Annotated in this window: 25 protein-coding genes; 13 read left to right on the forward strand and 12 right to left on the reverse strand. The window is 73.4% G+C overall.

The window, feature by feature from the left end:
• Positions 1–108: 108 nt before the first annotated feature.
• Positions 109–2,094 carry an ABC transporter ATP-binding protein gene (locus tag ACWCHM_RS06075; protein ID WP_454223028.1) on the forward strand — a complete coding sequence of 662 codons (1,986 nt, stop codon included), beginning with the start codon at positions 109–111 and terminating at the stop codon, positions 2,092–2,094.
• Positions 2,095–2,324: 230 nt separating this feature from the next.
• Here the strand turns inward: ACWCHM_RS06075 and ACWCHM_RS06080 are convergent, their stop codons facing one another.
• From ACWCHM_RS06080 to ACWCHM_RS06110, 7 genes are all read right to left on the reverse strand, one after another.
• Positions 2,325–2,759 (reverse strand): hypothetical protein, encoded by a 435-nt coding sequence (locus ACWCHM_RS06080; RefSeq protein WP_454221700.1) that lies wholly within the window; start codon positions 2,757–2,759, stop codon positions 2,325–2,327.
• A 215-nt stretch (positions 2,760–2,974) separates the two neighbouring features.
• Positions 2,975–3,541, reverse strand: a complete 567-nt coding sequence (gene mug / locus ACWCHM_RS06085; protein ID WP_454223029.1) for a G/U mismatch-specific DNA glycosylase — start codon at positions 3,539–3,541, stop codon at positions 2,975–2,977.
• Between the two features lie 98 nt (positions 3,542–3,639).
• Positions 3,640–4,392: an SDR family oxidoreductase gene (locus tag ACWCHM_RS06090; protein ID WP_204959128.1), complete on the reverse strand. Its 753-nt coding sequence runs from the start codon at positions 4,390–4,392 to the stop codon at positions 3,640–3,642.
• A gap of 49 nt (positions 4,393–4,441) precedes the next feature.
• Positions 4,442–4,933 carry a hypothetical protein gene (locus ACWCHM_RS06095; RefSeq protein ID WP_454221701.1) on the reverse strand — a complete coding sequence of 164 codons (492 nt, stop codon included), beginning with the start codon at positions 4,931–4,933 and terminating at the stop codon, positions 4,442–4,444.
• Positions 4,930–5,748 (reverse strand): DUF692 domain-containing protein, encoded by an 819-nt coding sequence (locus ACWCHM_RS06100; protein ID WP_454221702.1) that lies wholly within the window; start codon positions 5,746–5,748, stop codon positions 4,930–4,932. The genes ACWCHM_RS06095 and ACWCHM_RS06100 overlap by 4 nt, the downstream gene beginning before the upstream one ends.
• Complete coding sequence (locus tag ACWCHM_RS06105; RefSeq protein ID WP_454221703.1) at positions 5,745–6,671, reverse strand: TIGR04222 domain-containing membrane protein; 927 nt, start codon at positions 6,669–6,671, stop codon at positions 5,745–5,747. The genes ACWCHM_RS06100 and ACWCHM_RS06105 overlap by 4 nt, the downstream gene beginning before the upstream one ends.
• Before the next feature lie 117 nt (positions 6,672–6,788).
• Positions 6,789–7,361 (reverse strand): TetR/AcrR family transcriptional regulator, encoded by a 573-nt coding sequence (locus ACWCHM_RS06110; RefSeq protein WP_204959124.1) that lies wholly within the window; start codon positions 7,359–7,361, stop codon positions 6,789–6,791.
• A gap of 231 nt (positions 7,362–7,592) precedes the next feature.
• On the opposite strand from ACWCHM_RS06110, the gene ACWCHM_RS06115 reads away from it, so the two are divergent.
• Positions 7,593–8,240, forward strand: a complete 648-nt coding sequence (locus ACWCHM_RS06115; protein ID WP_204926116.1) for an HAD family hydrolase — start codon at positions 7,593–7,595, stop codon at positions 8,238–8,240.
• Positions 8,241–8,395: 155 nt separating this feature from the next.
• Complete coding sequence (locus tag ACWCHM_RS06120; protein ID WP_454221705.1) at positions 8,396–9,325, forward strand: serine protein kinase RIO; 930 nt, start codon at positions 8,396–8,398, stop codon at positions 9,323–9,325.
• A gap of 47 nt (positions 9,326–9,372) precedes the next feature.
• Here ACWCHM_RS06120 and ACWCHM_RS06125 read toward each other — a convergent pair whose 3' ends face one another.
• Complete coding sequence (locus ACWCHM_RS06125) at positions 9,373–9,621, reverse strand: DUF2630 family protein (protein ID WP_088645025.1); 249 nt, start codon at positions 9,619–9,621, stop codon at positions 9,373–9,375.
• Positions 9,622–9,896: 275 nt separating this feature from the next.
• On the opposite strand from ACWCHM_RS06125, the gene ACWCHM_RS06130 reads away from it, so the two are divergent.
• From ACWCHM_RS06130 to ACWCHM_RS06145, 4 genes are all read left to right on the forward strand, one after another.
• A complete protein-coding gene (locus tag ACWCHM_RS06130) occupies positions 9,897–12,581 on the forward strand; it encodes a nitrate- and nitrite sensing domain-containing protein (RefSeq protein ID WP_454221706.1) in 2,685 nt (894 codons plus the stop codon).
• 93 nt (positions 12,582–12,674) lie between these two features.
• Positions 12,675–13,097: a roadblock/LC7 domain-containing protein gene (locus ACWCHM_RS06135; protein ID WP_204959121.1), complete on the forward strand. Its 423-nt coding sequence runs from the start codon at positions 12,675–12,677 to the stop codon at positions 13,095–13,097.
• Positions 13,098–13,102: 5 nt separating this feature from the next.
• Entirely contained in the window at positions 13,103–13,489 is a 387-nt protein-coding gene (locus ACWCHM_RS06140; protein ID WP_454221707.1) for a DUF742 domain-containing protein, read from the forward strand.
• Positions 13,470–14,078, forward strand: a complete 609-nt coding sequence (locus ACWCHM_RS06145) for a GTP-binding protein (RefSeq protein ID WP_454221708.1) — start codon at positions 13,470–13,472, stop codon at positions 14,076–14,078. Before ACWCHM_RS06140 ends, ACWCHM_RS06145 begins: the two co-directional genes overlap by 20 nt.
• A gap of 75 nt (positions 14,079–14,153) precedes the next feature.
• On the opposite strand, the gene ACWCHM_RS06150 is transcribed toward ACWCHM_RS06145, so the two are convergent.
• A complete protein-coding gene (locus ACWCHM_RS06150; protein ID WP_454221709.1) occupies positions 14,154–17,006 on the reverse strand; it encodes an aconitate hydratase in 2,853 nt (950 codons plus the stop codon).
• 162 nt (positions 17,007–17,168) lie between these two features.
• On the opposite strand from ACWCHM_RS06150, the gene ACWCHM_RS06155 reads away from it, so the two are divergent.
• From ACWCHM_RS06155 to ACWCHM_RS06170, 4 genes are all read left to right on the forward strand, one after another.
• Entirely contained in the window at positions 17,169–17,558 is a 390-nt protein-coding gene (locus tag ACWCHM_RS06155) for a VOC family protein (RefSeq protein WP_421487853.1), read from the forward strand.
• Between the two features lie 37 nt (positions 17,559–17,595).
• A complete protein-coding gene (locus ACWCHM_RS06160) occupies positions 17,596–18,030 on the forward strand; it encodes a VOC family protein (RefSeq protein ID WP_454221710.1) in 435 nt (144 codons plus the stop codon).
• Between the two features lie 34 nt (positions 18,031–18,064).
• Entirely contained in the window at positions 18,065–18,550 is a 486-nt protein-coding gene (locus ACWCHM_RS06165) for a YcxB family protein (protein WP_454221712.1), read from the forward strand.
• Between the two features lie 107 nt (positions 18,551–18,657).
• Positions 18,658–19,290 carry a DedA family protein gene (locus tag ACWCHM_RS06170; protein WP_281895856.1) on the forward strand — a complete coding sequence of 211 codons (633 nt, stop codon included), beginning with the start codon at positions 18,658–18,660 and terminating at the stop codon, positions 19,288–19,290.
• Between the two features lie 64 nt (positions 19,291–19,354).
• Here ACWCHM_RS06170 and ACWCHM_RS06175 read toward each other — a convergent pair whose 3' ends face one another.
• The 3 genes from ACWCHM_RS06175 to ACWCHM_RS06185 all read right to left on the reverse strand — a co-directional run bounded on the left by ACWCHM_RS06175 (position 19,355) and on the right by ACWCHM_RS06185 (position 21,397).
• On the reverse strand, positions 19,355–20,011 hold the full coding sequence (locus ACWCHM_RS06175; RefSeq protein WP_204959114.1) for a C39 family peptidase: 657 nt from the start codon (positions 20,009–20,011) through the stop codon (positions 19,355–19,357).
• A gap of 359 nt (positions 20,012–20,370) precedes the next feature.
• Positions 20,371–21,096 carry an alpha/beta hydrolase gene (locus ACWCHM_RS06180; RefSeq protein ID WP_454221713.1) on the reverse strand — a complete coding sequence of 242 codons (726 nt, stop codon included), beginning with the start codon at positions 21,094–21,096 and terminating at the stop codon, positions 20,371–20,373.
• Positions 21,097–21,193: 97 nt separating this feature from the next.
• Complete coding sequence (locus ACWCHM_RS06185; protein ID WP_454221714.1) at positions 21,194–21,397, reverse strand: hypothetical protein; 204 nt, start codon at positions 21,395–21,397, stop codon at positions 21,194–21,196.
• Here ACWCHM_RS06185 and ACWCHM_RS06190 point away from each other — a divergent pair.
• Positions 21,396–22,082 (forward strand): hypothetical protein, encoded by a 687-nt coding sequence (locus ACWCHM_RS06190; RefSeq protein ID WP_281895864.1) that lies wholly within the window; start codon positions 21,396–21,398, stop codon positions 22,080–22,082. The two genes, ACWCHM_RS06185 and ACWCHM_RS06190, sit on opposite strands and share 2 nt — an antisense overlap.
• Positions 22,083–22,119: 37 nt before the next feature.
• Entirely contained in the window at positions 22,120–22,509 is a 390-nt protein-coding gene (locus tag ACWCHM_RS06195; RefSeq protein ID WP_204959111.1) for a hypothetical protein, read from the forward strand.
• Positions 22,510–22,588: the final 79 nt, after the last annotated feature.

A 22,588-nucleotide genomic window follows, 5' to 3' on the forward strand; every position in this document is an offset into this window, starting at 1 on the left:
GGACTGCCCGGGAAGAGCCGGGTTACCACCGAGGTTGTCGTAGGCGTCGGGAGAATTGACCTGACGGCGCGTGCTGCCCCGACCCGGAGGTGACCGATGTCCAACCCGATGACGGGCGGCAACATGGCCGGCTGGAGCATGCTCCGCTCGATCCGCCACGGCGACGAGGTCTCCTCCCACCGGCTCAAGCGCGGCACCGCCAAACGGATCATGGCGTTCGCCCATCCCTACCGGCGGGACATCGTCGTCTTCCTGGTGACCGTGGTGGTCGCCGCCGTGATCGGGGTGGCCACCCCGGTGCTCGCCGGCCACGTGATCAATGCGATCAGCGGCGGCGGGCCGGAGGCCGGTGCCACGGTCGTGCGGCTCGCCCTCGTCATCGGCGGGCTGGCCGTCGCCGACGCGGTCCTCTCCCTCGTCCAACGCTGGTACTCGGCCCGCATCGGCGAGGGCATCATCCTCGACCTGCGTACGAAGGTCTACGACCACGTGCAGCGGATGCCGTTGCAGTTCTTCACCCGTACCCAGACCGGGGCCCTGGTCAGCCGGCTCAACAACGACGTGATGGGCGCCCAGCGGGCGTTCACCTCCACCCTGTCCGGGGTGGTCAGCAACGTCATCCAGCTGGTGCTCACCGCCGGGGTGATGTTCACCCTCTCCTGGCAGATCACCACGCTCTCGCTGATCCTGCTGCCGATCTTCGTGATCCCGGCCCGGCGGGTGGGCCGGCGGCTGGCCGAGATCACCAGGGAGTCGTACAACCTCGACGCCAAGATGAACGCCACCATGACCGAGCGGTTCGGGGTGGCCGGGGCGCTGCTGGTCAAGCTGTTCGGCTCGCCCGACGTGGAGGCCGGCCGGTTCGCCGCGCGGGCCGAGCGGGTGCGCGACATCGGCATCCAGTCGGCGATGTACTCGCGCACCTTCTTCGTGGCGATGCTGCTGGTCGCCTCGCTGGCCCAGGCGCTCACCTACGGCCTCGGCGGTTGGCTGGCGGTCAACGGCGCGGTCAGCGCCGGCACCGTGGTCACGCTCGCCCTGCTGCTGACCCGCCTCTACGGCCCGCTGACCGCGCTGTCCAACGTCCGGGTCGACGTGATGAGCGCGCTGGTCTCGTTCGACCGGGTCTTCGAGGTGCTCGACCTGCGTCCCGGCATCGAGGAGAAGCCCGACGCGGTGCCGGTACCCAGGGGTGCCGGGCGGGTCGAGTTCCGCGACGTCCGGTTCCGCTACCCGGCCGCCGCCGACGTCTCGTTGGCCTCGCTGGAGGAGGTCGCCACCCTCGACCGGACGGTCGGCGAGCCGGTGCTCAAGGGGGTGTCGTTCCGGGTCGAGGCGGGGCAGATGGTGGCCCTGGTCGGGCCGTCGGGGGCCGGCAAGTCGACCCTGTCCATGCTGATCTCCCGGATCTACGACGTCACCGACGGCGAGGTGCGGGTCGGCGGGGTCGACGTCCGGGACGCCACCCTCGCCTCGCTGCGCGACGAGATCGGCGTGGTCACCCAGGACTCCCACCTGTTCCACGAGACGATCGCCGAGAACCTGCGGTACGCCAAGCCGGACGCCACCGACGACGAGATCTGGGCGGCACTGGCCGGCGCCCAGGTGGCCGACCTGGTGCGTGCCCTGCCCGACGGGTTGGAGACGACCGTCGGTGAGCGCGGCTACCGCTTCTCCGGCGGGGAGAAGCAACGCATCGCCATCGCCCGGCTGCTGCTCAAGGCCCCGTCGATCGTGATCCTCGACGAGGCCACCGCCCACCTCGACTCGGAGAGCGAGGCGGCGGTGCAGCGGGCGCTGGCCGTGGCGCTGACCGGGCGGACGGCGCTGGTGATCGCGCACCGGCTCTCCACGGTCCGCGACGCCGACCAGATCCTCGTCCTCGACGACGGCCGGATCGTCGAGCGGGGCCGGCACGACGAGCTGGTCGCGGTGGGTGGGCTCTACGCCGAGCTGTACCGCACCCAGTTCGCGGTCGCCGAGTCGCCCACGCCGTACCCGGAAGCCGCCGAGCCGGCCGAGCCGATCGTCACCACCGTGCCGATGGGCACCTATGTCGCCCAGGAAGCGCGACCCCCGGCCGTGGCCAACTGACGTCCCCGGTCGGGGGCGGTCGGCGGTGTCCGTGCGGACCGTCGGGTGGCGGGTGCGCCGGGCGGCGGCGTGCTGCCGGCGGCGGTACGGGACCGGGCCGAGGGGGAGCGGCCCCGACCCGGTCCCTATTCTGACGCGGTTCCCACGCCGGGCGTCGGAGTGCGGTTCACCGGCTGGCTGAGCCGGTGGTCGTCAATTCGGTGCCCGTTTCGTCATGTCGCGCGTGCAACTCAGAAGTAGATCGTGCGGGCCCTCGTGTACGTCGTGTACTGGTTGCCCGGGTAGAAGGTGGAACCGGACACCGTGACCTCGATGCTGGTAAATCCGTAGGCGGAGACGAGGTCGCCGGTGAAGGTCTCGCAGTTCTGGTAGTAGACGGTGTGCGCGGCGGTGGCGGTGCCGCCCTGGATGACCACCCGGGCACTCGGGTAGGTGCTCTGCCCGCACAGCGTCACCGAGTAGCTCGCCTGGTTGCTGCCCGTCCCGGTGACGGTTCCGGTGGCGGTGCCGAGGGACTGGCTGTTGTTGTAGCCACCCTTGACCGAGACGTTGATCGGTGCGGTGCCCGCCTGGGCGCTGACCGCGGGCAACGCGGCCACCACGGCGGCCCCGGCGGCACCGGCGGCGAGCAGGCGGATGAAGCGGGAAGAACGGACTTGTGGCATAACTGCTCCCGAGACGAGGGGAAATGCGTTATCGGCGTGTTGCCGATTGCGTGGCCAATGTTAGACCAACGTGAACTCGAAAGCACGCTCGAAATAAATCTGTGTCAATGGTGACGCGATCCGTCGTGCACAATTCATTGCCTTAATGTCGGCATTTACACGACACATCGTGAACGCGCGACGCGACGTACCGTGAGTGCCCGGCGCGACGGCGGTCAGCCGGCGGGGGACGGCGGGAGGCCGGTCACCGCCGTGTGCAGCTCGCCGAAGGCGGCCCCCAGGGTCTGCGGGGTGAAGTGGGCGTTCAGGCCGCTCGGGTTGGGCAGCACCCACAGCCGCGCGCCGGCCAGCGGTTCCGGCTGCGGGCCGAAGCCCGCCCGGGGCCTGGCGAATCCGATCCGGTACGCGGTCACCCCGACCACGGCCACCCAGGCCGGCCGGTACCGGGTCACCTTGTCGACCAGCGTCCGCGCGCCCGCCACCAGCTCCGCCGGGGTCAGCTCGTCGGCCCGGGCACTGGCCCGCGCCACCATATTGGTGATGCCCAGGCCGTAGCCGGGCAGCGTGTCCTGCTCACTGGGGTGCAGTTGGCGTGGGGTGAAGCCACCCCGGTGCAGGGCCGGCCAGAACCGGTTGCCCGGCCGGGCGAAGTGCCATCCGGTGGCCGCCGACCACAGGCCCGGGTTGATCCCGACGAAGAGCACCGTCAGCCCGGGACCGATCACGTCGGGGATGGTGCGGTCCGCCGCCGCGGCCAGCTCCGCCCGGTCCGGCCGCCGGATCTGGGGCGTGCCCGGCCGGGTCGGGCCGGCGGCGGGGCTGGGCGGTGCTGGTCTCCCCCCGTGACCACCAGCCGCCCCCGCTGAGCGGCGGCGCGGGGTCACAGGCTGCGCAGCGCGCCGCCGTCGACCGGCACGCTGACCCCGGTGACGTAGCCGGCGGCGGGGGAGAGCAGGAACGCGGCGACCCGCCCGAACTCGGCCGGATCGCCGATGCGGCGCAGCGGGATGCCCGCCTCGGCGGCGGCGCGGGCCGTCTCGTCGTCGCCGAGCAGTTCCCGGTTACGGTCGGTCAGGAAGCGACCGGGCAGCAGGCCCAGCACCCGTACGCCGCGCGGGCCGTGCTCGTCGGCCAGGTCCTTGGCCACCCCGGCGAGGCCGGGTCGCAGCCCGTTGGAGATGCCGAGGCCGGTGATCGGGGTCCGGGCCGAGGTGGACAGCACCAGCCCGATCGCACCGCCGTCGGTGAGCGCGGCGGCCACCGTCCGGGCCGTGCGCACGGTGCCCAGGAACACCGTCTCGAAGGACTCCCGCCACTGCGCGTCGCTGACCTGCGCGGCCGTGCCGGCGGGCGGCCCACCCACCGAGACGAGCGCGCCGTCGAGCCGGCCGAAGTGTTCCCGCGCGGCGATCACCAGCCGCTCGGGCAGACTCGGGTCGGCCAGGTCGGCGACGAGGCCGATGGCGTGCCCGGGTCCACCCAGCAGGTCGACCGCCCCGGCTACCCGCTCCGGCGTCCGGGCCGACAGGACCACCCGCGCCCCGTCGGCGACCAGGCACCGTGCGGTCGCGAAGCCGAGCCCCCGGGACGCGCCGGTCAACACGTACACCCGATCGGTGAGTCCGAGATCCATGCCACCGATCCTGCCGTATCCGGCGGGGGGCGGCGCGGCGGCCCGGTGGTCAGCGGGAGGTGGGGCGCAGCAGGCGTACCCGGCCGGCGAGCTGGAGGGCGACGGCGTCGCCGCTGCGGGCCAGGGCCGGCAACCGGCGGCGGCGCGGCGGGTGCCGGCCGTCGTAGCGGTGGGCGGCCTCGCGGGCCGCCAGTTCCTGCTCGCCGAGCGGGGGGAGCGTGCCCCGGTCGCGCAGCGCGCGGGCGAGGTCCCAGCCGTCGCGCAGCGAGCCGGCGGTGGGCCGGCCGGCCGCCCAGCCGGCGAAGGTGGCCGGCCAGGCGTCGCCGAGGCCGGCGGCGAGCAGCGGCCAGTGCCGGGCGACCTCACCGGCCCGCTTGCGCAGCAGTGCCCGCCGGGCGGCGTCGACCCGGTCGGCGGCGAAGCCGGCCGGTAGCGGGGCCCCCGCGACCAGGGCGGCGACCAGCGCGGCCTGTCGGGCGGCCAGCCCTGTCGGCGCGGTGGGGCCGGTCGGGCCAGGCTCGGCGGCGGGCGCGGCGCTCACGTGACGACCGGGTGGCCGGCGACGGAGGCGAGGGCGTCCAGTTCGGCCCGCAGCACGTCGGCGGCCGGGTAGTGGCCGTCGCGTTCCAGCAGCAGCGCGGGCGGGCGGCGGCCGGCGCAGAGCGCGCCGACCAGCTCCAGCACCTCGGTGGGCACCGGATCGGTGTGCGTGTCGTGGTAGAGCCCGCCGTGCTCGGCCCCGCCGGCCACGTGCACGTAGGCGATCCGTTCCAGCGGCAGCCGGTCCAGCAGGGCCTGCGGGTCCTGGCCCCGGTTGCGGGCGTTGGCATAGACGTTGGCCACGTCGAGCAGCAGCTCGGCGTCGGTGGCGTCGAGGATCTCGGTGAGGAAGTCCGCCTCGTCCAGCTCGTCGTCGGGCCAGTCGAACAGCGCGGCGATCGGCTCCAACGCCAGCGGCACCGGCAGCTCCGCCCGGGCCCGGCGGACGTTCGCCGTCACCGCCGCCACCGCCTCCCGGGTGCGGGGCAGCGGCAGCAGGTGCCCGGCCTCCAGCCCACCGGCCCGGACGAACGCGATGTGCTCGCTGACCAGCGGCGCGTCGACGAGTTCGGCGACCCGGGCCAGGTGCGTCACCCGGGCCGGGTCGACGGGCTCCGCGCCGCCGAGGGAGAGCCGCACCCCGTGCGGTACCACGGTGACGTCGCGCCCCCGCAGCGCGGCCAGCCCCGGTGGGAGGGGGGCGTCGGGGGCGAGCGACTCCGCCACCACCTCGACGAAGCGCAGGCCGGGCAGCGCGCCGACGAAACCGGCGATCTCCGGCCGCCAGCCGATGCCCACCCCCTGCGGCCGGGTCATCCGCCGCACCCGCCACCGCCGCAGGAACTGCCGCCGCCGCACGACGAGCCGCTGCTACAGGACGATGTGCTGCCGCCGCACGTGACGCCCGTGGAACCGGTGTAGCCACTGCCGCTGCTCGCGTTCAACGCCTGCCGCTGGATCTCCGCCTGCGCGGCGAAGCCAGGGTCGAGCGCGTAGAGGGAGACGGTGCCGAACAGGGCCACCCCCATCGCCGCGCCGGCCGGACCGTAGGTCGCGTAGGCCGGGGAGGCGTCGGGGGCGAGGTGGTGGTTGTCGCTGCGCAGGCGGCCCATCATCACGTTCGCCGTCCTGGTCCGTCGGGGCGTACGGGCCACCAGGGCGAACGCCACCCCGAGTCCGGCCAGGGCGAGCAGCAGCCAGCCGACCGGCCGGCCGTTGATCAGGCCGGAGGCCAGCCGCACCACGCCCAGGGCCAGCAGCACCAGCAGCAGGTTCCGTCCCCGCCGCAGGGCCCGTACCCCGTCGGCGTCGATCAGCAGGCCGCGCTGCTCCAACCCCTGCCGCAGCTCCTCCAGGGCGCGGGTCACCCCGCCGTTGCGGCGCAGCTCGCGGGCGGCGACCGACCGGCGGGCGGCGTGCCGGATCGCGTGGTCGAGCGGAGTGAGCCCGCTGGGTGCCGACTCGGTGGCGACCAACCGGCCGTTCGACTTGACGTCGATCGCGCCGGCGCCACGCAGCCCACCCAGCGCCGCCCAGATGGCGAGCTGGTCGCCGCCGTTGAGGTAGGCGACCTGCTGCGGACCGAGCTGTTCGGCACCGGTCGCGTCGGGGCCGGCGGTCGTGCGCCGCCGGTGCACCAGTACGCCGACCACGGCGACGACGGCCACCAGAAGGTAGAGCTTCAGGAATAGCGGGCCGGGGATGCCCCAGGTGTCGCCCGCTGCGGCAAGGGTGTTCATGGGCTGCTCCTGTCGCGCGAGGGGGGATCGCGGCCCCATTGTGGGACAGCCCCGCCACGCCGGCACGGCGGCGGTGGGTGAGTTACCGAGCCGAGACCTGCCGGGCCACGGGCAAGGTCAGCGGCGGCGGACGGCCTCCTCGACCAGGTCCAGCACGGGACCGAGATCGCCGGCGGGCCGGCCCATCGCCAGGTGCAGCACCAGCCCGTCGTACGCCAGCTCCAGGAACTGGGCCAGCACGTCGATGTCGATGTCCTCGCGGAGCACCCCGGCCTCGCGTTGCCGCACGAGCCGGTCCCGGGTCGCCTCGGCGATGGCGGCCGACCGTTGCGCCCACCGGCTGGCGAACGCCGGGTCGGTGCGTAGCCGGCGGGACACCTCCAGTTGGCTGCCCAGCCAGCCGGTGGTGTCCGGGGAGACCGCGCGGGCCAGCAGGTCCCGCATCACCTGGACGAGGCCGTTGCGGGCCACCGTGGAGACCATCACGGCGGCGTCGTCCTCGGCGACGGCGAGGAAGAGGGAGTCCTTGTCGCGGAAGTGGTGGAAGATGGCGCCCCGGGACAGCCCGGTGGCCTCCTCCAGCCGGCGCACGGTGGCGCCCTCGTAGCCGTGCCTGGCGAAACAGGCCCGGGCCGCGCCGAGGATCTCCTGGCGGCGCGCGTCGAGCTGGTCCTGACTTACTCTGGGCACGGGTTGATCGTCCCAGGTGACCGTGCGCAAGGCAAACCGTACGTACGGCTTGCTATTGATCCGTCACCTCGGCCTGCCGGACGCGCGTCCGGTTAGGATCGGCAGGTGGCGACAGCCCCGGTCACCTCCCCCCACCCGTGCACCGCCCCCGCCCGCCCCCGGCTGCCCGACGGTCGACGAGGGGCGGCTCGACCCTGTCGGCGGCGGTCCCCTCTCCCGTAAGGTGCCTCAGTGCCGTTGCTCCTGCTCGACCTGGACAACACCCTGCTCGACCGGGCCGGGCCGTTCCGCGCCTGGGCCGAGGGTTTCCTGGCCGAGATCGGTGCGCCGGCCACCGACATCGACTGGCTGCTGTCCATCGACGCCGACGGGCTGACCGACAGGTGGGACATCGCCGACGCCATCCGGGACCGGTACGCGCTGCGTATCCCCTCCATCGACCTGGTCGAGGAGCTGCACGACGGGGTGGTCGGCTATACCCGGCTGGACCCGCTGGTCGCCTGCGCGCTGCGGATCGCCGACGACGCCGGGTGGCTGCCGGTGGTGGTCACCAACGGCTCCGTCCGGCTGGAGGACGCCAAGATCCGGCAGACCGGCCTGGACCGTTACGTCGCCGACTGGGTGATCTCCGAGGAGGCCGGCGTCAGCAAGCCCAACCCCCGGATCTTCGCGCTGGCCGCCCAGCGGGCCCGGCTGCCGCTGCGCGGCGCGTGGGTGGTGGGGGACAGCCCGGAGGCGGACATCGGCGGGGCCGCCGCGGTCGGCCTGCCCAGCGTCTGGCTGCACCGGGGCCGCAGCTGGACCGACACCCGGTTCGCCCCGACCCGTACCGTCGACTCGTTGATCGCGGCCGTCTCGGTGGTGCTCGCCGGCGGGTAAATCGGTTGTGTCCCGCGCGGGGCGTCGGCCAGCATGGGCCGGCGCGCACGCGCAGCCGGGCGGGGCCCGGTCGAGGAAGGGGGGTCGGTCATGGCCGTCTTCGCAGGGTCGTACCACCTGCCTCCATCAGCCTCGATCAAGGGATCACCAGCACCGTGCGCGAACACGACCTCCCGGCGCCGCTGCGCCGTGGCCGCGGCAGGAGCCGCTTCGACGACGACGAGACACCCTTCCTGACGTACGGCCAGCAGCCGGCCCGTACCGCACCCGAGGACCAACCCGGACCCGAGCCGGAGGACGACTGGTCCTCCTGGGACCAGGCCGTGCACGGACCCGAGCCGCACCCGCGGTGGCTGGTCACCGAGCTGGCCGCCCGGGACACCGACCTCGGCGTGCTCAAGACCGGCAAGGAGGCGGACGTCCACCTCGTCCGCCGGGCGGTGCCCGACACCGACCGGTCCTGCCTGCTGGCCGCCAAGCGGTACCGCGACGCCCAGCACCGGCTCTTCCACCGCGACGCCGGCTACCTGGAGGGACGCCGGGTGCGCCGGTCCCGGGAGAACCGGGCGATGGCCGGCCGGACGGCGTTCGGCCGGCAGATGATCGCCGGACAGTGGGCGGCGGCCGAGTTCGCCGCGCTGTCCCGGCTCTGGGAGATCGGGGCGGAATCCGGACGGATCGCCGTGCCGTACCCGGTGCAGCTGCTCGGCACCGAGCTGATGCTGGAGTTCGTCGGCGACCCCGACGAGGGGACCGCCGCGCCCCGGCTGGCCCAGCTGCGCCCCGACCCGGCCCCGCTGCGCTCCCTGTGGGAGCAACTGGTGGACGCCCTGGTGGTGCTGGCCCGGGCCGGCTACGCCCACGGCGACCTGTCGCCGTACAACCTGCTGGTGCACGCGGGGCGGCTCGTCATGATCGATCTCCCGCAGGTGGTCGACGTGGTGGCCAACCCGCAGGGGCCGGAGTTCCTCGCCCGCGACGTGCGGGTGATGGCCACCTGGTTCACCGCCCGGGGGCTCCCCGCCGCCGACACCGACCCGGCCACCCTCACCGGGCTGCTGCTGCGGGAGGCGGGGGTGCGCTGACGCGGCGACGCCCCGGGCGGCTGCCGGCCGTCCGGGGCGTCGGGCGTTCACTGGAGGTAACGCTCGACCTCCGACACCGGTCGGGCGCCCTGCGCCTCCGGGTCGCCGTGCGCCTCCCGGGCCGCCCGGCGGCGACGCAGCAGGTCCCAGCACTGGTCCAGGGACTCCTCCAGCGCGCGCAGTTGTTCCTTGGCCTCGTCGTCGGTGCCGGATTCGTGGGCCTGGGCCGCCGACCGGAGCCGGTGCTCCTCGTCGACCAGTTCCGAGATCCGGTGCAGGATGCTCTTGTCGTCCATGCCCCTGAGCCTGGCACAGCGGGGTCGGTCGCGCCCGCGATCGGGGCCGGCCGCAGCGGCGACCGACCCGTCCGTTGTGCCGGCGGACCCGCCCCCACCGTCGGTCGGTACCATCCATGGTGGTCACCATCGCCTCCGACCTGCGGCACCGGCCCCGCCTCCATGATCAGCATGGCTTGAGCGATGGTGGTGCCGACTGCTAGCGTGCGCCGGGTTCAGGTGTGTCGTGACGCGTCGGGCGTCCGGCGGCCACGGTCCGGCCCGGGGGCGGTGTGATGGGTTCCGGCAGCACGCGTCTGCGTACCAAAATCGTCGCCCTGCTCACCTCGCTCGTCGCGCTCTGGTCCTTCGCGGCCTGGGTGACCGTCCGTGACGGCTTCACCCTGCTGTTCGTCCAGACGCTCAACAGCCGGGTGGCCGACCCGGGCCAGTCGTTGCTCACCGCGTTGCAGGACGAGCGTCGGCTCGCCAACGCCTACCTGGGCGAACGCGGCCAGCCGCAGCTCGACGCGCTGACCGCCCAGTGGCAGCGCACCGACCGGGTGTCGGAGGACTTCGGCACGTCGGTGGGCAGTTGGCAGGCCGAACTGGCCACCGGGGAGGACACCCGCCGCCGGGTGGACGAGGTGCTGACCGGGCTCAGTGGCCTCACCGGCGTCCGGGAGTCGGTGCGCGACGCCGGGGTGAACCGGGTCGAGGCGTCGGCCGCGTACACCGCCATCCTCGCCGCGGTGCTGCGGATGTACGGCTCGCTCGGCCAGCTCGACGACCCGCGGATCGCCGCGGAGAGCGAGACCCTGGTCGACCTCTACCAGGTGCGGGAGCTGATCTCCCAGCAGGACGCGCTGATCACCGGGGTACTCGCGGCGGGCCGGATGACCGGCGACGAGTACGCCCGCTTCGCCCAACTGGTCGGCGCCCAGCGCTACCAGACCGCGGAGGCGGCCGGCGAACTGTCCCCGGCCGACCGGGTCCGCTACGACCAGCTCGCCGGCTCCGACGCGGTGACCCGGTTCCGGGTCCTGGAGGACCGGGTGATCCAGCAGTCCCGGTCGGGGAGCACCCTGCCGTTGACCGCGCAGGAGTGGCAGTCGACCGTCGGGCCGGCGATGCAGGCCCAGGTCGACTTCGGGGTGATCATCGGCGACGCGTTGATCGACCAGGCCACTCCGGTCGCGGTGGGCGTCATCGTCCGGCTGGTGCTCGCCGCCGGCCTCGGCCTGATCGCCGTGATCGCCTCCATCGTGGTGTCGATCAGCACCGCCCGGCACCTGGTCCGCCAGGTGGCCCGGCTACGGGACGCCGCGCTGCGGCTGGCCCACGAGCGGCTGCCCGGGGTGGTGGACCGGCTCGGCCGTGGCGAGGACGTCGACGTGGCCCGCGAGGCCCCACCCCTGGACTTCGGCGACGACGAGATCGGCCAGCTCGGGCGGGCGTTCAACGCCGTGCAGGAGACCGCCGTCCGGACGGCCGTGGAGCAGGCCGAGCTGCGGCGCAACGTACGCGGGGTGTTCCTCAGCCTGGCCCGGCGCACCCAGGCGCTGGTGCACCGCCAGCTCACCCTGCTCGACGCGATGGAACGGCGCGAACACGACGCCGGGGAGCTTGAAGACCTGTTCCGGGTGGACCATCTGGCCACCCGGATGCGACGCAACGCGGAGAACCTGATCGTGCTCTCCGGCGCCACCCCGGGCCGGGCGTGGCGGCGCAACGTGCCCATGGTGGACGTGGTGCGTGGCGCGGTCGCCGAGGTCGAGGACTACACCCGGGTGGACGTGCTGCCGCTCGGGCCGGTCGCGCTCGCCGGCCGGGCGGTCGGTGACGTGATCCACCTGCTCGCCGAGCTGATCGAGAACGGACTGTCCTTCTCGCCGCCGACCACCACGGTGGAGGTGCGGGGTCAACTCGTGACCGCCGGGTACGCCATCGAGATCGAGGACCGTGGCCTGGGGCTGACCGGTGAGGAACTGGCCGCGGCGAACCGCCGGATCGGCGACCGTTCCGAGTTGAACCTGGCCGACGCCGCCCGCCTCGGCCTGTACGTGGTGAGCCGGCTGACCGAGCGGCACGGGGTGAAGGTGCAGCTCAAGGAGTCCGCGTACGGGGGCACGACCGCCGTGGTGCTGATCCCGTCGGAGCTGGTCGTGCCCGGTGATCCGAGCCCGTCCGGTGCCCAGCCGGTCCTCGCCGCCGGCCCGGCCACCCCCGCCGCCCCGTCGGCCGGTGAGGCCCCGTCGCCGGTCACCCCGTCGCCGGTCACCGTAGCAGCGCCGGTCACCGCGTCGCCGGGCGTGGAGGTTCCGTCACCGGCCGGCGGGACCACGTCGTCGACGGCCCCGTGGGCTGTCCCGCCGTCGGGCGCGCTGACCCCGGCCGGGCTGCCGGCCCGCTCCCGCAAGCGGCCGCCGCGTCAGCCGGACGGCCCGACCTCCGCGCCGCCGCCGGTCAGTGACGCGCTGCACGGGCCGACCGTCCCGACCGGCCTGCCGATCACCGGCGTCCGACCGTCCACCTCGGACCCTGCGGCCACCGGCCCGGCCCGACCCGGCGACCCGTGGACGGCGGCCCCCGGACCCGTCCCGGCGGCTGCCGGGCCGGTCGGCACCGGGCCGGCCACGGACCGGTCGGGCAGTCCCGACCCGGCCGACCGGGCGACCGGGGACGGGCGGACGGCGGACGACGGCGTCGACCCGCCGTCGCCTACTGTGGAGGGGCCGGTGACCGACGCGGGCCTGCCGGTGCGGGTGCGTCAGGCGAGCCTGGCACCCGAGCTGCGGGCCGCCCCGGGCACCGGGGAGACCGCGGCCGCGGGTGCCCCGCGGCGCGCCCCCGAGCAGGTACGCCAACTGATGAGCGCCTACCAGTCGGGTACCCGACGCGGCCGCAGCGACGCGGCCCGGCTGTCGGAGGGCACCCGTTCCGGCGAGCGGCCGGACGACGCGGACAACCCGGCGGGCTGACGGCGTCGCGACGGCTGCGACACCGCCGACGGGACGGCAACGGGCACGGGACGGCAACGAGCACGGCGTACGCGCCGGGGAAGAGGACGACGAGTGGGCCAGACGACGGCATCCGGTGCCGACCTGACGTGGTTGCTCGACGATCTGGTCAGCCGGGTCAAGCAGGCCGAGCACGCCGTCGCGCTTTCCACGGACGGCCTGCTGATGGCCGCGTCCGAGGGGATGGGGCGGGACGACGGCGAACACCTCGCCGCGATGGCCGCCGGCATCCAGAGCCTGGCCCGGGGTGCCGGGAAACGGTTCGGCGGCGGGCAGGTCCAGCAGACCATCATCGAGATGGAGTCCTCGTTCCTGTTCGTCACCGCGGCCGGGCCGAACGCGTGCCTGGCGGTGCTGGCCGGAACGGACGCCGACGTCGGCCTGATCGCGTACGAGATGGCGATGCTCGTCGCCCGGGTGGGCAAGTACGTGGCGTCGCCGGCCCGGGGCATCGATCAGCCGTCCGGTGGGAACTGACCGCGATGGCCGGTGACGGCGACCCCGCGGACGAACAGTGGGTCGACGACCACGCGGGCCCGGTGGTCCGCCCGTACGCGGTCACCCGGGGTCGGGCCCGCCCGGTGACCGGCTCGTTCGACCTGATCTCGCTGGTCACGGCGACCCGGACGAATGCGGTCGAGGAGGCCGGGCTGGGCCCGGAGCACGTGGCGATCGTGGCGCTGACCCAACGCGTGCAGTCGGTGGCCGAGGTCGCCGCCCGACTGGACCTGCCGGTGGGCACCGTACGGGTGCTCCTCGGTGACCTGGTGGCGCGGGACCTGGTCCGGGTACAGGAACCCCGGGAGCCGGCCGGTGTCAACGACGAGAGCATCTACGAGGCGGTGATCAATGGACTACGGGCACTCTGAACGTCCGGCGGGGGCGCGGGTGCTGCCCACCGCGCTCAAGGTTCTGGTGGCGGGCGGTTTCGGGGCCGGTAAGACGACGCTGGTCGGGGCGGTCAGCGAGAGCCGTCCACTGCGGACCGAGGAGGTGCTGACCGAGACCGGGATCGGCGTCGACGACCTGTCCGGTGTGGAACGTAAGAGCACCACCACGGTGGCGATGGACTTCGGCCGGATCACCATCAGCAACGACCTGGTGCTCTACGTCTTCGGCACCCCCGGGCAGGACCGGTTCTGGTTCCTGTGGGACGAGTTGGCGGTGGGGGCGCTGGGCGCGGTGGTGCTGGCCGACACCAGGCGGTTGGCCGACTGCTTCCCGTCCATCGACTACTTCGAGGGGCGGGGCACCCCGTTCGTGGTGGCGGTGAACTGCTTCGAGGGCGCGCGCCGGTTCGGCCTCGACGAGATCCGCGTGGCGCTGGACCTGGACCCGGAGGTGCCGTTGCTGCTCTGCGACGCCCGGCAGCGGGAGTCCGGCCGCACCGTGCTGATCACTCTGCTGGAGCACGCGATGAAGACCCGCGAGGCCCGCCGGCGGGCGGGTGGCCGCTGAGCACGACCGCACCGCGCGCCGACGCGACGGGCCCCCTCCGCGACCGGAGGGGGCCCGTGCCGTACGTGCCGGACGTCAGCGGGCGATCATGCGGCGCAGCACGTACTGGAGGATGCCGCCGTGGCGGTAGTAGTCCGCCTCGCCCGGGGTGTCGATTCGGACCACCGCGTCGAACTCCACCCCGGTGTCGGTGCTGACCCGCACCGTACGCGGGGTGTCGCCGTCGTTGAGCGCGGTCACTCCGGTGATGGAGAAGGTCTCCGTGCCGGTGAGGCCGAGCGACTCGGCGGTGGTGTCCACCGGGAACTGCAACGGCAGCACACCCATCCCGATCAGGTTGGACCGGTGGATCCGCTCGTAGGACTCGGCGATGACCGCCCGGACGCCGAGCAGCATGGTGCCCTTGGCCGCCCAGTCCCGCGACGAGCCGGAGCCGTACTCCTTGCCGGCGAGGATGACCAGCGGCACGCCGGCCTCCTGGTAGGCGGTGGAGGCGTCGTAGATGGTGGTCTGCTCGCCGGTGAGGTGGTTGACGGTGAAGCCACCCTCCACGCCGGGGACCAGCTGGTTACGCAGCCGGATGTTGGCGAAGGTGCCCCGGATCATCACCTCGTGGTTGCCCCGGCGCGAGCCGTACGAGTTGAACTCGTGGCGCGGCACGCCGTGCTCGGCGAGGTACCGGCCGGCGGGGGAGTCGGCCTTGATCGCGCCGGCCGGGGAGATGTGGTCGGTGGTCACCGAGTCGCCCAGCTTGGCCAGCACCCGGGCGTCGGCGATGTCGACCACCGGGCTCGGCTCCTGCCGCATGCCCTCGAAGTACGGGGGCTTGCGCACGTAGGTGGAGTCGTCGGCCCAGGCGAACGTGTCGCCGGTCGGGGTGGGCAGCGACTGCCAGCGCTCGTCCCCGGCGAACACGTCGGCGTACGCGGCGCTGAACCCGGTCGCGCCGATCGCCTGGGCGATGACGTCCTGGATCTCGGCGGTGTTGGGCCAGATGTCGCGCAGGAACACCGGGTTGCCCTCGGTGTCCTCGCCGAGCGGCTCGTTGGCCAGGTCGATGTCCATCGTGCCGGCCAGCGCGTACGCCACCACCAGCGGCGGAGACGCCAGGTAGTTCATCTTGACGTCCGGGTTGATCCGGCCCTCGAAGTTCCGGTTGCCGGACAGCACCGACACGACGGCCAGGTCGCCGGAGTTGACGGCGGCGGAGACCTCCTCCGGCAGCGGGCCGGAGTTGCCGATGCAGGTGGTGCAGCCGTAGCCGACCAGGTTGAAGCCGAGCTTGTCGAGGTAGGGCGTGAGGCCGGCCCGCTCGTAGTAGTCCATGACGACCTTGGAGCCGGGCGCGAGCGTGGTCTTGACCCACGGCTTGCGGCTCAGGCCCTTGTCGACGGCGTTGCGGGCCAGCAGCGCGGCACCGATCATCACCTGCGGGTTGGAGGTGTTGGTGCAGGAGGTGATCGCGGCGATGACCACCGCGCCGTGGTCCAGCTCGTACTCCACGCCGTCGCTGCCGGTGACCCGGACCGGGTTGCTGGCCCGGCCCCCGGCGCCGACGGCGGCGGTGTCCAGGTCGCGCGGCTCGTCGGCGGGGTCGCTGAAGTCGTTGGCCGGCGGGTCGCTGGCCGGGAACGACTCGGCGCTGGCCTGGTCGGCCGGGCCGTTCGCGCCCCGGGGCAGCTGCTCGCGGGCGACGCCGGGCTTGAGGTCGCGCTCGCCGGCGGAGTCGTCGGCGACGTAGTCGGTCAGCGCCGAGCGGAACAGCGTCTTGGCGGCCCCGAGCGGCACCCGGTCCTGCGGGCGCTTGGGCCCGGCCAGGGACGGCTCGATGGTGCCCAGGTCCAGCTCCAGGCGCTCGGAGTACGCCGGCTCGTGGTCCGGGTCGTGCCAGAGCCCCTGCTCCTTGGCGTACGCCTCGACCAGCGCCACCTGGGACGCGTCCCGGCCGGTCAGCTCCAGGTAGCGGACGGTCTCGGCGTCGATCGGGAAGATCGCGACGGTGGAGCCGTACTCGGGGGACATGTTGCCGATGGTGGCCCGGTTGGCCAGTGGCACGGCGCTGACGCCGGGGCCGTAGAACTCGACGAACTTGCCGACCACGCCGTGCTTGCGCAGCATCTCGGTGATGGTGAGCACCAGGTCGGTGGCGGTGGTGCCGGCCGGCATCTCGCCGGACAGCTTGAAGCCGACGACCCGGGGGATGAGCATGCTGACCGGCTGGCCGAGCATCGCGGCCTCGGCCTCGATGCCGCCGACGCCCCAGCCCAGCACGCCCAGGCCGTTGACCATGGTGGTGTGCGAGTCGGTGCCGACGACGGTGTCCGGGTAGGCCTGGCCGTTGCGCTCCATGATCGTCCGGGCCAGGTACTCGATGTTGACCTGGTGCACGATGCCGGTGCCGGGCGGGACGACCTTGAACTCGTTGAACGCGGTCTGGCCCCAGCGCAGGAACTGGTAGCGCTCCCTGTTGCGCTCGTACTCCAGCTCGACGTTGCGGGCGAAGGCGTCCTCCCGGCCGAACAGGTCGGCGATGACCGAGTGGTCGATGACCAGCTCGGCCGGGGCCAGCGGGTTGACCTTGGTGGCGTCGCCGCCGAGTTCACGGACCGCCTCACGCATGGTGGCCAGGTCGACCACGCAGGGTACGCCGGTGAAGTCCTGCATCAGCACCCGCGCCGGGGTGAACTGGATTTCCACGCTCGGGTCGGCGGTGGGGTCCCAGGAGCCGAGCTGGGAGATGTGGTCGGCGGTGATGTTCGCGCCGTCCTCGGTCCGCAGCAGGTTCTCCAGCAGGATCTTCAAGCTGTAGGGCAGTCTGTCGTGCCCCGGCACCTGGCTGATCCTGAAAATCTCGTAGCTCGCGTCTCCGACGCGTAGCTGGGTCTTCGCACCGAAGGTGTCGAGGCTCGCCACGTCGTACTCCTTCACACCAGCGACCGTGAGTAGTCCTGAGCAGTCTGTCGCACCGGGCGGAGGGCCGCCCAGGTTAGGTGACACTTACTGCCGATTCGTCGTCTTCCAACAAAACCGTACGTCCGTCTTGCTATCCGTGCAACCTCGTGCCAGGGTTCGGGACGAGGAGGTGCCACCATGATCCATCATGTGTTGCTCGCCTGTCCGCCCGGTTCCGAGGATTCCTCCCGGGCCTTCTACGTGGGCATCCTCGGTCTGACCGAGAAACCCAAACCGCCGGCCCTCGCCGCCCGTGGCGGCTGCTGGTTCACCGGGTACGACGCCGAACTGCACCTCGGCGTCGAGGTCGACTTCCGGCCGGCCCGCAAGGCGCACCCCGCCCTGCTGCGTCCCGACCTCGACGCGCTCGCCGACCGATTGGCCCGCGCCGGCCACCCGGTCACCTGGGGTGACGACGAACTGCCCGGGATGCGCCGCTTCCACACCGCCGACCCGCACGGCAACCGGCTGGAGTTCGTCGCCCCGCTGCCCGACCGGACGGCGCGTCAGGCGGCCCCCGGTCGCTGAGCGCCACCGTGTCGGACCCGGCCACTACGGTGTGCCGATGGTGTCGGTCAGGCAGGTCCAGATCACCTTCGACTGCGCGCAGCCCGAGCGGGTCGCCCGCTTCTGGTGCGCGGTGCTCGGTTACGTGGTCCCCCCACCCCCGCCGGGGTTCGCCGACTGGGGCGCGTTCGACAGTGCCCTGCCGCCCGAGCGGCAGGGCTCCGCCTTCGCCTGCGTCGACCCCACCGGCGCGGGCCCACGCCTGTTCTTCCAGCGGGTGCCCGAGGGCAAGGTGGTCAAGAACCGGCTGCACCTCGACGTGCGGGTCGGCACCGGCCTGGTCGGTGAACAGCGGTTGGCCGCGCTGGAGGCGGAGTGCGCCCGGCTGGTCGCCCTCGGCGCGACCCGGGTACGCCTGCTGACCGCCGACGGGCACAACGAGTCGTGCCTGGTGATGCAGGATGTCGAGGGCAACGAGTTCTGCCTCGACTGAGCCACCGCCGTCGCGCCGCACTATCGTTTCCGCCGTGCACATCCGTTTCGACGTACCCGCCGACCCCGCCTACCCGGGCCGGGTGGCCGCCGCGCTCAGCAGCGTCCGGCTGCGCCGGTTCACCCTCATCGGCGCGGCGCTGACGGCGGCCGGGGCGGCCGGCCTGCTCGTCTCCGGGGGCGGCCGGTTCTCGTCGCTGTGGCTGGTGCTGCTCGTGGGCGGGCTGCTGTCGATGCTCTACGCGCCCTGGGTGCGTTGGCGGGCCCGCCGCCGTTCCGACGACTACGCGGTCGAGGGCGGCTACGACATCACCGACGACAACATCATGATGCGCAGCGGCTCGGAGTCCGGCGGCATCGCCTGGGACGGGGTGGCCCAGGTGCGGGAGGCCGGCGACTTCTGGATCGTGTACGTCGGCCGGATGCCGGCGACGGTGATCCCCCGCTGGCTGATGTCCGCCGAGGACGCCGCGACGTTGCACGCCTTCATGACCGCCCGGGGCCTGCTCGCACCCCGCTGACCGCACCGCACCGCCTTTTCCGGGGGACCGCCCGGCCATCCGGCGCGGGTAGGGTTCGAGGTCGGGTCGGAAGGGGTGCGGCAGTGGTCGACGTTCAGCACTGGCTCGTGGCACTTCCCCCGGGGGTGGTCTACCTGATCGTCGCCGGGGTGATCGGCGTCGAGAGCATGGGTGTCCCGTTGCCGGGCGAGATCGTGCTGGTCAGCGCAGCCCTGCTGGCGGCGACCGGGGTGGTCGAGCCGCACTGGGTCGCCACCGCGGCGGCGTTCGGCGCGATCGTCGGCGACTCCGTCGGCTACGCGGTGGGTCGCCGGGGCGGTCGTCCGCTGCTGGCCCGGCTGGGTCGGCGCTTCCCGAAGCACCTGGGGCCCGCACAACTCGCCCGCGCCGAGCAGAGCTTCGCCCGGCACGGCGTCTGGGCGGTGTTCTTCGGCCGGTTCGTCGCCCTGCTGCGCATTCTGGCCGGGCCGCTGGCCGGCGCGCTGCACGTGCCGTACCGGCGGTTCCTGGTGGCCAACGCGGCCGGCGGCCTGGTCTGGGCCTTCGGCACGACCTACCTGCTCTACACCCTGGGCCGGGCAGCCGAGCACTGGCTCAAGGACATCTCCTGGGCCGGTCTGGTCCTGGCCGTGCTCGGCGGGGTGGCCAGCACCTGGTGGCTGCGCCGCCGCGCCCGCCGGCTGGAGTCGACGACGACCACCGACGAGGCCGAACCGGTGGCGGCCGGCACCGACCGCTAACCGCGCGGGTGCCGACGACGATCGGGCCGCCCCCGGGTGGGGGCGGCCCGATCGGTGTACGGGGTCAGGACGAGTAGCCGCGGGTGGCGATCCAGTCGGCGAGGTTGTCCACGCTCATCCGGTAGGACGCGGTGTCCGGGTTGGCCGAGTCACCGATGGTTACGGTCTTCCCACCGTCGCGGTAGCCGATGACGCTGATGTAGTGGCCACCCTCGAAGGAGTGGGTGTTGCCGTCGGTGTCCACGGCGGTGCCGGCGATGTTGGCCACCACGGCCCGGCCGTCGTCGACGGCACGCACGATGTCGGCGCGCAGTTCGTCGGTCTGCCTGTCGTCGGCCTTGGCGCTGCGGATCTCGGTGCTCTCGTACACCTTGCGGCCGGTCTCCTTGTTCAGCACGGGGGTGATGTCGTTGATGCTGTCGGTGCCGGCCTCGGTGGTGCGCATCTCCTTGGCCATGGCGTCGACGTCGATCTTCTTGCCCTGGACGGACAGGGCGTTGCGGGTCGCGGCGGGGCCGCAGTAGTAGAAGTTCGGCTGCGCCTGGTAGTCCATCGTCAGCTCACGCTCACCGGCGGGCCGGCGCTCGGCCTGCACCGAGGCGGGTGCGCCGGTGCGGGCCTCGGCGGCGTAGGCGGCGGTCAGCGGGCCGGCGATGGCGCCGGTGGTGAAGGCGAGGCCGGCAGCGGTCAGGGCGGTCCTGCGGATCAGATCGGTACGCATGGTCGCGTGCTCCTCTGCATCGGGGGTGTGACGCACGCCCACCGGGGGTGGGGCGTCGCCGGAAGTCCAGGGGATCGCCGGGCGATCACTGGGACCTGCTCGGGCGTCCGGGGATTGTCAACCGACCCGGTGGCGACCGCATTCCGCGATCGGGGTTCCGGGGCCGTCCCCCCGGGGGCGGGGGAGTGGCGGTGGTATGCCAGGTACAACGCCCCGCCCCCGGCAGCGATTCCGCCGTGCGGGTGGCCCCGGCCACGGGACGATCGGGGACGAACGGGTCTGTCCGGTGCGGGACCTCCCGCCCCGAACCGGACATCCGGCCCGGCACCGGACCCGGCGCGGTGGGCGGTCGACCTGGTTCAGTCGGCGCGGATCAGGTCGACCACCGCGTCCCGGGCCGCCCGGACGGCGTCGCGGGACCGCTCGGTGTGGTCCAGGATGTCGAAGGCGTGCTGGCCGTCCGGCACCTCCACCAGGCGCACCTGTTGACCGACCCGGGCGGCGGCGTCGAGGAACGCCGCGATGCCGGCCAGCAGGCCGGGGAGCTTGTCCTGCCCGGCCCGGGTCAGCACCACCGGCGTCGTCGAGCCGGCACCGAGGGCGTCGATCGGCAGGAACCGTGCCGGCACCTCCCAGCCGGGCAGCGGGACGAGCAGCGGATAGGTCAACGCGATCCCCCGCACCCAGTCCGGTGCGGCGCGCAGCCAGTCGGCCGACAGCAGGCTCCCGCCGGAGAAGAACCAGAGCACCACCCGCTGCGGGTCGACCCGGGGATCGGCCCGGACGGACTCGACCAGGCCGGCGATCTCGTCGGCGGTGGCGGGCAGCCCGGCGAGGTCGGTCACCCGGTAGCTGATGACGGCGGCGACCAGGCCCTGCTCGGCGAGGAGCGCCCCGTATCCCCGGTAGAGCAGCCAGTCCCGGGGGTCCGGCGCGCCCGGTGGAAGGGGGGCGCCGTGCACCACGACCACCACGGGGTGCGGGCCGGGGCCGGCCGGCAGGTGCAGGTCGACCTGGCCGTGCCGCTCCACCGGCGCGGCGGGCGGTGCCAACACGAAGGGCTGCTGCTCGACCGCGTCGTCCATGCCGGGGAGCCTAGCCGTCGGCGGCCCGTCCGGCCGCCCCTCGGGGCCACCGTGGACCCCGCCGGTGGTCGACCGTCGGCGGTCGGCCGCGGGTAGGTCAGGCCGGCTCGTCGCCGGACGTCGCGGCCTGGGCGTGCCGCTCCCGCAGCCGGTCCCGGATCTCCTCCGGGGTGTACGCGCGACGCCGCCGCTCGGCCCGGGCGACGACCACCCCGGTCGCGGCGACCCCCGCGAGACCCGCCAGGCCGAGGACCTTCCACCACTGCATCCGTTGCCGCATCGGCCTAGGGTAGACGCTCATGAGCATCAGCCTGGACGAGGCCGTCGACCTGACCCGCACCGGTGACGTCTGGGTGTTCCGGGGGCGCAGCGTGCCGGACCGGGCCATCCAGTTCACCACCAACAGTCCCGTCAACCACGTCGGCATGGCGGTGGTGCTGGACGACATGCCCCCGCTGATGTGGCACGCCGAACTGGGCCGGTCGCTGCGGGACATGTGGACCGGCACCCACCACCGCGGCGTCCAACTGCACGACCTGCGGGACGCGGTCTGCGTCTGGGCCAACCGGTACGGCCAGCGGGCCTGGCTGCGTCAGCTCGAACCGTCGGCCGGTCCGACGATGGAGCAGGCGGTGCTGCGGACGGTGGCCCGGCTCGACGGCACCCCGTTCCCGTCCACCGCCCAGCTGGCCTGGCGGTGGGCCCGGGGCCGGGTGCCCCAGCTGCGCCTGCCGCTGCCGCTGCCCTTGCCGGGCCGGCGGGACCGGGACGACGAGCCGGCCGGTCGGGCGGACGGGGACCGTGCGCTGGAGACCGCGTACTGCGCCGAGGTGGTGGCGGTGACCTACGAGGCGATGGGCCTGCTGCCGGCCGGCCGGCGGCCCAACTGGTACGACCCGGGTCGGTTCTGGAGCGGCGACGACCTGGACCTGGCCGGCGACGCGCGGCTGGGCGCGGAGATCGAGGTGCGTATCCCGCCCCGGTGAGGTTTGCCGGTGGCCGGGGACGGCAATTGGTGACGCCGTGAGAGCTTCCACCGACCTCGACACGTTGAGCGACTTCTTCGACCGGTACGGGGTGGCGCTCACCACCGGCGACGTGCCCGCCATCGCCGGCTGCTACGCCCTGCCGGGGCTGGTGGTCGCCGACACCTACAGTTTCTCGTTCAGCACGATGGCGGCGGTCGCGCTGTCCTTCGTGGGTGCCGCGCCCGACTACCGGGAACGGGAACTGGTCGCGGCGCACGCGCTGATCGAGGAGGTGGAACCGGTGTCCGCCCTGCTGACCATGGTTGCCGTGCGCTGGGAGTTCCTGGACAGCCAGGGCCGGGCGGTGCCCGGGGAACGCTACCGCTACCTGCTGCGCGGCACCGAGGACGGCCCGGCGATCTGCACCGTCGTCCGGACGGGCTGACCGTTCGGCCGCCCCCTGCCACGCCCCCGGTGATCATCCCTACCGGACGGTCGCTAATCTCTGCGTACAGGGTCGACCG

The sequence above is a fragment of the Micromonospora sp. SCSIO 07396 genome (assembly GCF_053667945.1).